This is a genomic window from Barnesiella sp. CU968 (assembly GCF_905219685.1).
In the GTDB taxonomy this organism is placed as follows: Bacteria; Bacteroidota; Bacteroidia; order Bacteroidales; family Muribaculaceae; genus Lepagella; species Lepagella muris_A.
In genome coordinates this window covers 1-13,683 of the sequence record NZ_CAJMXD010000037.1, presented here as the reverse complement: position 1 = coordinate 13,683, position 13,683 = coordinate 1, and the positions used below count along the sequence as shown (strand labels likewise).

18 protein-coding genes and 1 pseudogene are annotated in these 13,683 nt (G+C 47.9%); 16 read left to right on the top strand and 3 right to left on the bottom strand.

All coding sequences use genetic code 11. The features are described 5' to 3' along the window. From JX312_RS02945 to JX312_RS02885, 14 genes are all read left to right on the top strand, one after another. Positions 1-1,274: TraG family conjugative transposon ATPase (locus JX312_RS02945; RefSeq protein ID WP_204457006.1), on the top strand; the 1,274-nt coding region annotated here is incomplete at its 5' end. Beyond that, entirely contained in the window at positions 1,271-1,459 is a 189-nt protein-coding gene (locus JX312_RS02940; RefSeq protein WP_204457004.1) for a hypothetical protein, read from the top strand. The genes JX312_RS02945 and JX312_RS02940, both read left to right, overlap by 4 nt. After that, positions 1,456-1,590: a hypothetical protein gene (locus JX312_RS14220; RefSeq protein ID WP_255563897.1), complete on the top strand. Its 135-nt coding sequence runs from the start codon at positions 1,456-1,458 to the stop codon at positions 1,588-1,590. The genes JX312_RS02940 and JX312_RS14220 overlap by 4 nt, the downstream gene beginning before the upstream one ends. A 127-nt stretch (positions 1,591-1,717) precedes the next feature. Continuing rightward, entirely contained in the window at positions 1,718-2,065 is a 348-nt protein-coding gene (locus tag JX312_RS02935) for a hypothetical protein (protein ID WP_204457003.1), read from the top strand. 12 nt (positions 2,066-2,077) lie between these two features. Next, positions 2,078-2,716, top strand: a complete 639-nt coding sequence (locus JX312_RS02930) for a DUF4141 domain-containing protein (RefSeq protein WP_123403369.1) — start codon at positions 2,078-2,080, stop codon at positions 2,714-2,716. Between the two features lie 15 nt (positions 2,717-2,731). After that, entirely contained in the window at positions 2,732-3,733 is a 1,002-nt protein-coding gene (gene traJ, locus JX312_RS02925) for a conjugative transposon protein TraJ (RefSeq protein WP_204457010.1), read from the top strand. A gap of 7 nt (positions 3,734-3,740) precedes the next feature. Continuing rightward, positions 3,741-4,364, top strand: coding sequence for a conjugative transposon protein TraK (gene traK / locus JX312_RS02920; RefSeq protein WP_123403445.1), 624 nt, complete (start codon positions 3,741-3,743; stop codon positions 4,362-4,364). After that, a complete protein-coding gene (locus JX312_RS02915; protein ID WP_123403367.1) occupies positions 4,361-4,675 on the top strand; it encodes a TraL conjugative transposon family protein in 315 nt (104 codons plus the stop codon). The genes traK and JX312_RS02915 overlap by 4 nt, the downstream gene beginning before the upstream one ends. Continuing rightward, positions 4,650-5,825 (top strand): conjugative transposon protein TraM, encoded by a 1,176-nt coding sequence (gene traM, locus JX312_RS02910; RefSeq protein ID WP_123403365.1) that lies wholly within the window; start codon positions 4,650-4,652, stop codon positions 5,823-5,825. Before JX312_RS02915 ends, traM begins: the two co-directional genes overlap by 26 nt. Before the next feature lie 35 nt (positions 5,826-5,860). Beyond that, the gene (gene traN, locus JX312_RS02905) at positions 5,861-6,859 is read left to right on the top strand and encodes a conjugative transposon protein TraN (RefSeq protein WP_369809668.1); all 999 of its coding nucleotides are present in this window, start codon (positions 5,861-5,863) and stop codon (positions 6,857-6,859) included. A gap of 3 nt (positions 6,860-6,862) precedes the next feature. Continuing rightward, entirely contained in the window at positions 6,863-7,441 is a 579-nt protein-coding gene (locus JX312_RS02900; RefSeq protein WP_123403363.1) for a conjugal transfer protein TraO, read from the top strand. A 3-nt stretch (positions 7,442-7,444) separates the two neighbouring features. Then, positions 7,445-8,125 (top strand): hypothetical protein, encoded by a 681-nt coding sequence (locus JX312_RS02895; protein WP_123403361.1) that lies wholly within the window; start codon positions 7,445-7,447, stop codon positions 8,123-8,125. Beyond that, the gene (locus JX312_RS02890; protein WP_204456999.1) at positions 8,122-9,021 is read left to right on the top strand and encodes a toprim domain-containing protein; all 900 of its coding nucleotides are present in this window, start codon (positions 8,122-8,124) and stop codon (positions 9,019-9,021) included. The genes JX312_RS02895 and JX312_RS02890 overlap by 4 nt, the downstream gene beginning before the upstream one ends. 110 nt (positions 9,022-9,131) lie before the next feature. Further along, positions 9,132-9,542 carry a DUF3872 domain-containing protein gene (locus tag JX312_RS02885; protein ID WP_239653782.1) on the top strand — a complete coding sequence of 137 codons (411 nt, stop codon included), beginning with the start codon at positions 9,132-9,134 and terminating at the stop codon, positions 9,540-9,542. 58 nt (positions 9,543-9,600) lie between these two features. Here the strand turns inward: JX312_RS02885 and JX312_RS02880 are convergent, their stop codons facing one another. From JX312_RS02880 to JX312_RS02870, 3 genes are all read right to left on the bottom strand, one after another. Continuing rightward, positions 9,601-10,620, bottom strand: coding sequence for a tyrosine-type recombinase/integrase (locus JX312_RS02880; RefSeq protein ID WP_204456997.1), 1,020 nt, complete (start codon positions 10,618-10,620; stop codon positions 9,601-9,603). Beyond that, on the bottom strand, positions 10,613-11,566 hold the full coding sequence (locus JX312_RS02875; protein WP_204456995.1) for a tyrosine-type recombinase/integrase: 954 nt from the start codon (positions 11,564-11,566) through the stop codon (positions 10,613-10,615). The genes JX312_RS02880 and JX312_RS02875 overlap by 8 nt, the downstream gene beginning before the upstream one ends. After that, on the bottom strand, positions 11,563-12,507 hold the full coding sequence (locus JX312_RS02870; protein ID WP_204456993.1) for a tyrosine-type recombinase/integrase: 945 nt from the start codon (positions 12,505-12,507) through the stop codon (positions 11,563-11,565). Before JX312_RS02870 ends, JX312_RS02875 begins: the two co-directional genes overlap by 4 nt. 747 nt (positions 12,508-13,254) lie before the next feature. Here JX312_RS02870 and JX312_RS02865 point away from each other — a divergent pair. Together JX312_RS02865 and JX312_RS02860 are read left to right on the top strand one after the other, a co-directional pair. Further along, a complete protein-coding gene (locus tag JX312_RS02865; RefSeq protein WP_204456991.1) occupies positions 13,255-13,455 on the top strand; it encodes a hypothetical protein in 201 nt (66 codons plus the stop codon). Continuing rightward, positions 13,452-13,683, top strand: a pseudogene (locus JX312_RS02860) (hypothetical protein); the annotation flags it as partial. The gene JX312_RS02865 and the pseudogene JX312_RS02860, both read left to right, overlap by 4 nt.

The window sequence follows — 13,683 nt, the reverse complement described above, 5'->3', positions numbered from 1 at the left end:
AGATGGTAGATAGGTTGACCGGGAAACCGATACACCTTGACTTATCGGACGAGCCGATGAAGAAAGGTGTAACGACCAACCGCAACAAGTTCATTCTCGGTCCTTCAGGCTCCGGCAAGTCGTTCTTCACCAACCATCTGGTGCGCCAATATTATGAGCAAGGGACTCATGTCCTGCTGATTGACACGGGTAATTCATATGAAGGACTCTGTAATCTGATTCATAATAAAACGCACGGCGAAGATGGCATATACTATACATATACCGATGACAAGCCAATTTCATTCAACCCGTTTTTCACAGATGACGGCATCTTCGATGTGGAGAAACGCGATTCCATAAAGACGCTGCTCCTGACTCTGTGGAAAGCGGAGGACGAGAGAGTTACCAAGACTGAGAGCGGAGAACTCGGTTCTGCACTGGCGATGTTCCTCGACAAGATGGCGAAAGACCGCGATATTGTCCCGTGTTTCAATTCGTTCTACGAATTTATGCGCGACGATTACCGTGCCGAAATGGCGAATCGCCCCATACCCATCTACAAACAGGACTTCGACATAGACAACTTCCTCACTACGCTCCGACAGTATTATCATGGCGGACGATATGATTTCCTGCTGAACTCCAAGGAGAACATTGACCTGCTCAACAAGCGGTTTGTGGTCTTCGAGATTGATCAGGTGAAGGACAACCGGGAACTTTTCCCAGTCGTCACCATCATCATTATGGAGGCTTTCATCAACAAGATGAGGCGATTAAAGGGCATCCGCAAGATGATAATCGTGGAAGAGGCTTGGAAGGCTCTTTCTACCGCCAACATGGCAGATTATATGAAATATCTGTTTAAGACGGTCAGGAAGTATTTCGGTGAGGCTGTGGTGGTTACACAGGAGGTTGATGATATTATTTCCTCGCCCATTGTCAAGGAAACAATCATCAACAACTCGGACTGTAAAATCCTGCTCGACCAGCGCAAGTATATGAACCGCTTCGACCAGATTCAAGAGTTGCTCGGCCTGACCGACAAGGAGAAAAGCCAGATACTCAGTATCAACATGGCGAACAATCCGAGTCGCCTATACAAAGAGGCGTGGATTGGTTTGGGCGGCACGAAGTCGGCTGTATATGCCACGGAGGTGTCAACTGAGGAATATCTATGCTACACCACAGAGGAGACGGAGAAGATTCAGGTACTCAACAAGGCGAAACAACTTGGGGGCGATACGGAGTCAGCCATCAAGTTGCTTGCCAATGAAAGGAAGGAGGCGATATGAAGATACCGAAAGTATTTCATCCCATTCTCGGAGTGCTGATTGGTGCTATTCTCTTTCTCATCGGGATTGCTGTCTTATCAGCCGCTTTCGTACTGGCATACAAGTTTGTAGCCTTTGCTAAACCGTATGTGACGGAGGTCTTCGCCAATATAATCCACCATCTCGCAACACTTTTGCCGCTATGAAAGTGCTTCATATCCTGTGGCTGGTACTTTCCGGCCTGTTCATCGGTCTGATTACACTAATAACATTCCCTTTGCTCCTGCTCTATGCGGGAGTAAAGATAATCGGAGGCTTTGCCTCTAAACTCAACTGAAACCCCTTAACCGCAATACTCTATGTGGATAATATTGCTCATTGTGATTATTACCCAGATAATTATCACAATCCGGCTATGTCGCAAAGACAAGTCACTCACAACATCAACCAAAACAAAACAAAGCATGCAAAATTTTCTGAAAAATCTCAAACGCAGGTACTGGTATTCCTGTGATAAGAACATAGTCCTGATTTTCGAGGAAATCAAGGGAATAGCCACAGTAAAAGTCACTGAAAACGGCTACTATGGCAAGGAAAGGGTATATATCCTCCAGCCTACGGGCAACGACCGTCTCGCCACTTTCGATACGGTCACCGGCCGTTTCACAATCGGGATAACCGAAAACGGCGAAGAACTCTTCATCTCACCACTCGGCATCTTCCTCTATGATTCCAAAACAGTGGATCTCAAAAATGAGGAAGCTCAGAGTATCAACCCGAAGGAGTCCGACAACAACGTCATCAATGTCTAAATTCCAATGCGAATGAAACATCTCAAAACGATCATCGCGGTGGTGGCTATGGTTCTGCTCTTCGGAGCAAACCGAGCCTCTGCCCAGTGGACGGTCATTGACCCGTCCAACATCGCCCAGAGTATCGTAAATAATTCTAAATCACTTGTTCAGGAGTCGCAGACGGCGACTCATATGGTCAAGAATTTTCAGGAAACCGTGAAAATATACCAGCAGGCGAAGAAGTATTACGATGCCCTCCAGTCTGTGAACAATCTCGTCCGCGACGCCCGCAAGGTGCAGCAGACAATCCTGATGCTTGGCAATATCTCCGGCTATTACGTCAACAACTTCCAGAAGATGCTGACTGACCCGAACTTCACCAGCGCGGAACTATCGGCAATCGCATCCGGATACACAAGGATTCTTGAAGAAGCCAACGGAGTGCTGTCCGACCTGAAACAGGTAGTCAACATCACAACTCTCTCTATGACTGACAAGGACAGAATGGACGTTGTGGATGACTGCTACAAGGAGATGAAGAGGCTGAAAAACCTCACGGCCTATTACACCAACAAAAATATATCCGTATCATATCTGCGGGCAAAGAAAAAGGCTGATACCCAGAGGGTAGTCAACCTTTATGGCGATGGTTCGGAAAAATATTGGTAGCCTATGCTTTGCGCGATAGATTTTGATAACCTGCACACGGTGCTACGCTCGCTATATGACGAGATGNTGCCGCTGTGCGGCGATATGGCGGGAGTGGCTCAGGCGATAGCCGGACTGGGCGCATTGTTCTATGTGGCGGTGCGCATCTGGAAGTCGCTTGCTGCTGCCGAGCCAGTGGATGTGTTCCCTCTGCTCCGTNCCTTTGCCATCGGACTGTGCATCATGTTCTTCCCTTCGATTGTACTCGGCACTATCAATTCGGTAATGCAGCCAATCGTTCAGGGGACGGCAACGATGCTTGAAGGTCAGACGCTCGATATGCAGAAATACCGCGAGGAGAAGGACAGGCTGGAGCATGAGGCGATGATGAAAGACCCATCGACAGCCTACCTCGTGGATGATGCGGAGTTTGACCGTCAGATTGATGAACTTGGAGTGACTGAGGTGGGCACCGCTGCCGGAATGTATATCGAGCGTGGTATGTATAAGGTGAAGAAGGCGATACAGAATTTCTTCCGGGAACTTCTGGAGATGCTTTTCCAAGCGGCATCACTGACCATTGACACGATAAGGACTTTCTTCCTGATTGTGTTGGCGATATTAGGACCGATTGCCTTTGCCTTGTCGGTGTGGGACGGTTTCCAGTCAACACTGACAATGTGGATTCAGCGATATATCCAGACCTATCTATGGTTGCCCGTGGCAGACCTGTTTTCGACAATTTTGGCGAAAATACAGGTACTGATGCTCCAGAACGACATCTCGGAACTGACCAATAATCCGAATGTAAATCTCGATAGTTCAAATACTTGCTACACGATTTTTATGATTATCGGCATTATCGGTTACTTCACGATTCCTACTGTGGCAGGCTGGATTATTCAGGCCGGCGGTGGTATGGGTGCCTACGGCAGACATATCAACTCGGTAGGTATGCAGGGTGGTTCAGCCGTGGCTGGTGTCGCAGGTTCAGTTTCAGGCAATATCGCAGGTCGTGCCGGAAAACTTCTGAAATAGCATGAAAATGGAATTCAAATCTCTGAGAAATATCGAATCGTCGTTTCGGCAGATCCGGCTTTTCGGCATTGTCTTCGTGTGCCTTTGCGCTGTGGTGGCAGTCGCCTCCGTGGTGCTTTCGCTCAACTTTGCCGAGAAGCAGCGCGAAAAAATCTATGTCCTCGATAATGGCAAGTCTCTGATGCTTGCCTTGTCGCAGGATATGGAGCAGAACCGACCGGCAGAGGCTCGCGAACATGTGCGACGCTTCCATGAACTGTTCTTTACCCTCTCCCCGGAGAAGTCAGCCATCGAGCACAATGTCAGCCGCGCTCTGTTGTTGGCCGACAAGAGTGCCTACAACTACTATCGGGACTTCACGGAGCAGGGTTACTACAACCGCATCATTTCGGGGAATATCAATCAGGTGCTTAATGTCGATAGCGTGGTGGTGAACTTCACCAACTATCCCTACGATGTGCGCACCTATGCCAAGCAGATGATTATCCGTCAGAGCAATGTCACTGAGAGAACGCTGGTGAGCAGTTGCAAACTGAAAAACTCCGGCCGCTCCGACGACAACCCCAACGGATTCATCATCGAGAATTTTACAGTAATCGAGAACAAAGACATCCAGACAATCAAGAAATGAACATCAAGTCTCTGAAAGAGAAAATCGGACACCTATATAATAAGGTGTCCTGCCGCAAGGAGAGCGCGGTGGAGTATGTGCGTCGCAAGTGCGACGGCATCCCCCCGCAGAAGCGGTTCCGGATAGTGGCAATTACCTTCGCGCTGTTCGCATTGCTTGCCCTCTTTGTCTTCGGCAAATCAATGTATAACATCTACAACGGGGTACACAGTAACCCCGACTTCGGCAACATAAAACAGATGCCGATGCCCGATAAGGGCAGCGAAAGCACCATAAACAATCTTTATGGATCTGAAAACTTTGTGGAATAAACTCACCCGGCCGACAACGGAGGCGGAGCGGAAGATGAGGATGAAATACCTCGTTGCCTTTCCCGCGATGTTTCTGACCACCGGCATTATCCTATGGCTTATCTTCGACAGTTTCGGCGATGGAGCAGCCACTATCACCAGTGGCTTCAATCAGAATATGCCAGAGCCGGACGCTCAGGAAATCACAGCCGACAAGCGTGATGCCTATGCAGCCCAGAAGGACACCATCAGAGTAGCCACTGACACAATTCCCCATGTCGATTCCATCCCGCAGAATGCGGAGAAACCGGAACCCGATATGGTTGAGGCTTCCGATCAGGCTTTCCAGCAGGTTCAGGCTTCACTCCAAGACTTTTATATCCCGGAGGACAATTCCGCCGCACAGGTGGCGGAGTTGCAGGCTCGGATTGATGAGCTGGAAGCGCAGAACGCCATAGCACAGCAGAGTCAGCAGCCAAACGAGATAGAACTGATGGAGCAGTCTTACAAACTGGCGGCGCAGTATCTCTGCACTGGCAATGGCGGTCAAAAGGCCGTAATAGTCGATGAACCGGAGAAAGACCGTAAGGTCATGCCTGTCAATCAGGTAAATCGCAATGTGGTGTCCTCTCTCAGTGCCTCTGTCGATAACACCCGCTCTTTCTCCACTGCGGTAGGAACAAAGCGCACGAATTTCAAGAACACCATTTCAGCCTGTGTCGCTACAGACCAGTCGGTAACCGACGGGCAGAGCGTCAGGCTACGGACACTCGAACCGATGTGGATAGGCAACTCGCTGTTGCCGAAAAACACCACTGTGGTGGGAGCGGCGCGGTTACAGGGTGAGCGTCTTGAAATCAAGATAGAATCTATCGAGGCTCTCGGCTGCATCATGGAGGTTGACCTCTCGGTCTATGACTCCGACGGTCAGGAGGGTATCAACATACCAAACTCGATGGAGAGTGATGCCCTGCACGAAATCGGGGCCAATATGGGCAGTACAATGGGAAGTTCAATCAACCTTACCACCAACGCCGGGGCGCAACTTGCCTCCGATGTCGGTAAAGGGCTTATCAACGGTGTGAGCCAGTATCTCAACAAGAAACTGCGCACTGTGAAAGTCCACCTCAAATCCGGCTACAAAATCATGCTTCGTCAGAACGAGCAGTAATCATCAACCAACCCCAACAGCAACGAATGAAAACAATCACAAAATTCTTTGTTGCGGCAGTGGTACTCTTCGGAGTGGCCACCGCTGCCAACGCCAAAACTGTCAATAACACCGAAAACAACGTGTCGCCTGACACTGAACAGGTAGCCGAACACGACATGAACGTGTACGGAGCCAACTACACCGACGGCGACAAGTTCGACGGTCTGACCCGCAAGGTGGGCTTCGACCGGATGATTCCGCCTCACGCACTGGAGGTCTGTTACGAGAAAACCACACACATTATCTTTCCTGCGGAGATAATTTATGTGGACCTCGGCAATGAGAACCTTGTGGCAGGTCTCGCAGACGGGGCAAAGAACGTACTTCGCGTGAAATCAGCGTTTAAGCGTTTTAAAACTGAAACAAATCTGTCGGTGATTACCGATGATGGGTCTTACTATGTTTTCAACGTCAAATTTGCAAAAGAGCCTCTGCTCCTGAGCATTGAGATGACCGACTTTCTCCATGACGGTGAAGCTGTCAACCGTCCCAACAACGCTCAGGAGATATACTTGGAGCGTCTCGATTCGGAGTCGCCTATGCTTGTCAAGCTGATTATGAAGTCTATCCACAAGCAGAACAAACGCGAAATCAAGCATATCGGTTCAAAGCGTTTTGGAGTGCAGTTCCTGTTGAAATCCATCTACACCAACAATGGGCTTCTCTATTTCCACACCGAGCTGAAGAACACAAGCAATATCGCTTTCGATATTGATTATGTGAGCTTCAAGATTGTGGATAAGAAGGTTATCAAGCGTACCGCGATGCAGGAGCAGGTACTTGAACCGCTCCGCGCCCAGAACTATGTAACGGTCGTACACGGCAAAACCTCCGAAAGAACAGTCTTCGCTCTGGAGAAATTCACTATCCCCGATGACAAGCAGCTCGTTATCGAAATCGCCGAAAAGGAAGGCGGCAGACACCAGTCTTTCGTGGTCGAGAACGAGGATATTGTGAGAGCCAACGTAATTGACGAATTAAGCATACAGTAGCCTATGAGTAAAGCGATAATGATAATCGCTGCCATGCTCAGCCTCTTCGGAGGCCGGGCAATGGCCCAGCGATGCCTCCCCGGAATGTCAGCGGTAGAAATCAAGGCTGACATGGCAGACGGTTTTTATACCGGCAACTCCCGTAACTGCGGCTATTCTTTCGGAGTGTTTTACTCCGTCTATAAAGGTGGTGCAAATACTTGGAGCTTCGGCGGCGAGTATCTCCAGACCTACAAGCCATACGGTGCGAAAGGTCGTATCCCTGTGGCTCAGTTCACAGGCGAGTTCGGCTATAATCTCCATCTTCTCAGCGACTACTCGCAGACCTTCCACCTCTATGGCGGTGTTTCCGCTCTCGGTGGCTATGAAACGGTCAACTGGGGGAAACACCTTTTGCCCGATGGCTCGACTATCCAAGCGGAAGATGCTTTCATCTATGGCGGTGCTGTAACGCTGTCAGCCGATTTCTATCTCTCTGACCATGTGGCACTCGGAGCGCACATCAAGGAGCGGTTTGTATTCGGCAATGACACAGGTCATTTTTTGTTCGCCTATGGCTTACACCTCAAATACCAGTTTTAGCCTATGCGGTACACAAAAAATGACATCAGGAACATACCGCTGACGGAGTTCATGGCTGCTCTCGGAGAAAAGCCTGTCAAGGCTTTCGGGGATATGAAGCTCTACTATGCGCCGCAGCGAGACGACCCGGAGCCGATGCTGGTGGTCGATACCAATACAAACCGATGGTACGACCACGCCACTGACCAGAGTGGCGACATCATCGACCTCGCCGCCCTGAAGATGAATCCCAATCTCTACATGGATCCGCGTGACTTCATCCTGAAGTATATGAACGAGTATGAGCAGGGCAAGGAACTTTCGGCAATGGCACGTCACCCACAGCAGCCGACGGTTGTCGGCGTTGACATAAAGAAAGTGAAACTCACTGACTTTATGAAGGCTCTCGGTCAGGAACACCCTGTGGCAGCCGACGGCAATCTGAGGATTTACAATGCACCATACGATGACAAGCCAGGACCGACAATGGTAATCAACATCGAGACAAACCTCTGGCGTGATACCAAGTCCGGCGCATACGGCGGAATCTATGACCTCGCCTATGAGTTAACAGGCTCGTGCAATATGTCGGAACTTAACCAATACATTGCAGGACAGATGTCTGGCATGGGGAAATCCCAAAAGGTGGAGCCGCCCAAACAGGAGCAGGAACCTGACAAACCGAAACGGAAGATGCGACTATGAACATCGACGAAATCCGGAAAATCTCGCTTGTCGAGTTCCTGAATCAGTTGGGCTATCAGCCCACCGGACGCGACAGCAAAGGTCTGTGGTTTTACTCCCCCTACCGAAGTGAGCGTAAGCCCTCGTTCCATGTCAATCCACGGAAAAATCTGTGGTTTGACTTCGGAACGGGCGCGGGTGGCGACATCTTCTCGCTTGCCGGAGAAATGTCCGGTGAAACGGACTTTTTGAAGCAAGCCGATTATATCGCTGAGAAGATGCGCCTCCCGACCGCTTCATCGTCGGAACGACGCTTTGCCTCTGCAAAGAACCCCTATAAGCCAACGCAGTTTGTCGAGGAACCGACATTTGAGAATATCGAAGTGTCGCGTCTGGAGTCGCCGGTACTGCTGCGCTATCTCGCCGACAGAGGTATACCGAAAGAGATAGCCCAACGCTACTGCGTACAGGTTGACTANGAGCTTCATGGAAAGCGATACTATGCCGTCGGCTTTCCCAACAACGCCAATGGTTTAGAGTTGAGGAATCCTTTCTTTAAGGGTTCTTACCCACCCAAGCACATCACTTTAATTGCCAACGGCAACGCCCGGTGTAACGTGTTTGAGGGATTCATAGACTTCCTTTCAGCGGAACGCCTCGGCTATAACGATGGACTCGATACCATCGTGCTAAACTCTGTATCCAATCTCCAGAAGGCAATCCCAGCCCTCGGCAATTACTCTGTAATCCAGTGCTACCTTGATAATGACACCGCAGGACGCGCGGCACTCGCCAGACTCCAAAGAGAATTCGGCGACAGGGTCATGGACAAGTCGGCACTCTATCCCGACTACAAGGATCTGAACGACTACCTCATGTCGCTCTATCCGAAAAAATCAACAAAACTCAAACTCTGAAAAACGTGAAAACAATCATCAACAAAATCGGCGAAACGCGCCTCACTCCCGCCCGGTTCTTCGGGTTCTTTCTTCGTTCCACTACGAAAGCGCGTTGCGGTTACTGGGCAATCCTCTTCACCCTCGTTATCGCTCTCACTTCCTGCTCTGACGACCTCGACGTGCAGCAGTCCTATCCGTTCACGGTGGAAGTCATGCCTTACGGCGACAAAATCACAAAGGGACAGACTGTTGAATTGCGCTTCGAGATCAAGCCCGAAGGGAACTATGCCAACACACTCTACACAATCCGCTACTTCCAGTATGACGGCGAAGGCACTCTCAAACTCGTTGACGGTCCCGTACTGGTCAACAACGACCGAGTGCTTCTCGAAAGCAAGACCTTCCGACTGAACTACACCGCCAACTCATCCGAGGCCCACAAATTCCTCGTGGTCGTGGAAGATTTATGTAATGGACAANATACATCTTCTAATGTGGCGATGACATTTATGTTTAACAGTGCCTCCAACGATGAGTAAATCAGACATGTAAGTTTGCTGTTCACAACATTATTTTGGAGGCACTGGCAGAGATTCATCATAGGCTATCCAAGTAAGAGAGAAGATTTTCATCGGTTTTCCATGAGATTTTCTTCCCATTGGAACTATCGATAGCACAGGTCATGAGAGCTTTAGCTTTCATCTCCAAATTTACTTCAGCATAGATGTTCGTTGTGTTTATAGATACGTGTCCGAGCCAAGCACGGATCGTATTTATATCCACTCCTGCTTGCAGAAGATGTGTTGCGGTGGTATGCCGGATCGTATGTGGGCTAACTCTCTTGTCCCTTACGGAAGGGAACTGTAGTTCCAGTTTTTGAGCATACCGACTCACCATTTCGTATATTCCAAATCGGGTTATACGTTGGCCGTAGCGGTTTAAGAAGAGTGGTTCATCTGGCTTTCTGTCATTGATTATTGTCTTAAGGATTGCACAGACATTGTCCCAAAGGGGGCATCTGCGAGTCTTGTTTCCTTTCCCAACAATGGTTACCAAGGGGATTGTTGATTCACTTTTGCTTTTGGCAAGCGTCACGGATGATACGTTCAGGTCGGATNCTTCTTCGGCTCTCGCTCCTGTATTGTATAGGAAGATCAAAAGAGCGTAGTCGCGTCTGCCCTGAGCGGATCTCTGGTCGGGCAGAGATAGCAAAGCATCCATCTCAGACTTTTCAAGATACGTTATCATTCTCTTAGGGGCTTTCTTCTTAGGGATATTGCGTATGTTTCGGCTCCATTCCATATGCTCCGGAGAGTTCATGGATACATACTTTGCGAAGGCCTGTAATGCGGCAAGTCTTTGGTTTCGAGTAGCCACTGAGACGTTACGGGTTTCCTGCTGATTGTCAAGAAAGTCTGACACGACATTGATTGTCAGTTCCTGAAGGTGGAGCTTGTCTGGATTTTTATTACAGACATCTCGAAGGTAGCCAACAAGAAGTCTGAAGGTATCGCGGTAGCTACGTACCGTATTACGCGACAGATTCTTGGCAGCCAGCATATAGTCGGTGAGATAACGCCGCACCCAATAACTGAGATATATGGTTTTTTCATTCATGTTGATTTGTTTTGGGGTTTGCATATTCAAAGAATAGATTGGCCGCATCTGAGAGCAGTCCGGTAGTCATGTTAAGATACACAGTTGTGTAACTCACTTGTTTATGGCCCAGATAGGTAGATAACNCAGGCAAAAGAGTCTGAACATCCTTACCNTCTTGGTACCACTTTCTTAATCGGTTCACAGNGAACGTATGGCGCAGATCGTGGATACGTGGCTGATACCTTGTGTTGTCGTTTCGGCTGATTCCTGCTTCTATACGTATCTTTTTGAAGATGCCGTTTATGCAGTTCAGTCTCATTGACGAGCCGTTACACATAATCCATAGAGATGTGTCTTCATCAGAGATCTTGCAGTTGTCCTTTCTCCATGAAAAGAACTTTTCAATCAGTTTCTTTACTTCCTCGTTGAAAGTGACAGTTCTTGACGTGTAAAATTTGGATTCATGGATTGTGATACAACAGTTTGCCAGATCCACATCTTTCATGCGAAGGCTCATGGTCTCTGAGATTCTTAACCCCAGCACATATGTCAACTGAAGGATTGCTTTGACGCATTCAGGATATGTGAGAGAAGGCCGTTTCTGATATGTCATGGCAGCTGAGAACAACTTCTTGAGCTCGATATCTGAGTAAATATACGGTGTTATTCGCTGCGGTTTCTTAGGCTTATCCATAGTCAAGGGTATTTTTGATACATACCCTCGTGACATGCACCACCGGAAGAAGCCAGACAGAGCAGCGTGACGCGTAAACCACTTTCGAGTAATCTCGTTGCCTCCTGATTGCAAAAAATCTGATGTGATGGATGCGGTTATCTCTAACAGATTCATATCTTTCCCCAGATAATTGCAGAACTGTTTCAGAAGATTCGCATTGGTTTTGAACGACTCTCCCAATGAACGTCTATACTCGACATATTTGTCAATGGCACTATTGAGCATCATAACTCAAGCACCTCCTTCCAGTCCATATCCGACACTTCCCTTAGTCTGGAGAAATTGACCTTGGCGTAGATGGCGGTAGTATCGATTTTCACATGTCCGAGCACATCTGCGACTTCTTTAAGAGAGTGTCCTTCATTGACCAGTCTCGTTGCGCAACTGTGTCGGTAACTGTGAGGACCATGATGCCTTATGTTGAGTTGCCTGCCTTCCAGAGATCTACTTGCCACTTGGTAAACTGTTGATGTACATATGCCGTGGAATGGAGCTCGGGTAGTAAGGAACACAAACTCCTGCTTCGGATACTTTGGACGAGCTTCAAGGATATATCTCAGAAGTGGCTGTGCAACCTCATCTATCAGAGGCATTATCTGCGGTCTGCATCCTTTTGCCCTACGCAGATGAATGACGCTATTCCGCCAGTCAATGTCCTTGAGTTTCAGTTCAGTGATTTCACTGGATCTCAAGCCATACATTGCCAAAAGCGATAAAATTGCATGATTCCTTATGCCCTGAATCGTCGGATTTCGCGTAGATTCAGTCAAGATAACTTTCACGTCATCCCAATGAAGATATGACGGAAGTTGCTCCATCGTGTACAGCCGAGGGGCGGAAAGTGTTTTCCACAAATCGTCTTTCACCCATTGTCTATCAGCCGCATATCTGAAGAAGCAACGTAGTACGGATACAAGCCCTGCAATAGTGCGTCGATTACACCCATTGTAATGACGTTCTTTGAGATAACTGTCAATGTCTGTAGATTGAACATCGGCAAGCAATAAGCTTGAGCCCTGAAGGTAATTCATCAGATTACGAAGTNTACTCAGACGGCTTCTATGAGTCTGGACAGAATATCCTTTGGATTCAACAAGCCAGTTGAGATATGACATGATCTTGTCTTTTTCGGGAAAATCATGTTCCTCCGGCTGGGCNAGTAGTCCCATATGTGAAAGCCAATTAGTTGTGACATGAATGAACGTCCGATAACTATTATCGGTACCGGATTTCTTTCGTNTGCTTGGATCCTCAACATCTCGCCATATAGCTGCCGCGTTTTGTATTTCACTCATGGTTACAAGAGAAGTAGATGGTAAATCAAGCAACTCTATGGCTGTCAGTTGATATTGTGCGATTCGTCTCAANGTCACTGAAGGAACCCCCTGTTGTTCTTGAGCTTCCAGATATACGAGCCGTTCCATATACATCGGTGAGACAAGGTGTCGAACTCGAAAGTATCCTCTTGGAAAAATCTTGCTGATTATATTATCCTCAGGATAATAGCGGTGATCCAGTCTTCCCAAATATGTCAACCATCTCTTGGACGCACCAAGAAAGCGACNANGGAAATTAACCTCCACGCGCATATCACACCGTTGTTGACGTGTCATCGAATCCCATTCAGATGTCTTTTGGACGATATATTCCAATGGAATCTCGAATGTGTCACTTTCTCTAAGGGCAAGAAGTTCATCAATTGCGATTAGCAGACCAGCCAATCCTCGCAAATGTCGAATGCCCATTCCATCTGCGTGTAGTTTGTGCAGATATGCTTGTCTTTGCTCAGAGAATGAGGCTTGCTCATGTCTTTGCAAATCCAAGAAGTTTGTGAATAGTAAATTCAACATATTGTAGAATTAAAAAATGTCTGATATAAAATATGACTATTTTCTTAACCCTAAAATTATGTTGTTATGATTAAAGTTAATGCACATATCCTTAATTACTTATCAAGTGATGCAAACATAAATGTCATCGCCACATTAGAAGATAATTTCGGCTCGACACCGTGGGAACAGACTTTTGAGTTCAACGGAAAAAGCGAGAGTGACGATAACGGCGGAGTTACAATCCAGCCCGTAAATCCCGGAACATTAACCCCGATCAACCGATGAAAAAACTACTGATGTTCTTCGTGGCGTTGCTGACCCTTGCGGCAGCAACGCCCGCCCACGCGACCAAAAGAAGCATAATGGAGTTGCCGTTGTTTGAACGTGCAGTGCTGATAATCAAGAAATTTGAAACAATGCACCACCCGAAACACTGGCCCTATTATCAAAAGTATAACGTTATCCAAAGTAATGATATAAAAAGCTTCTATACTCATGGTTATACATTGGATT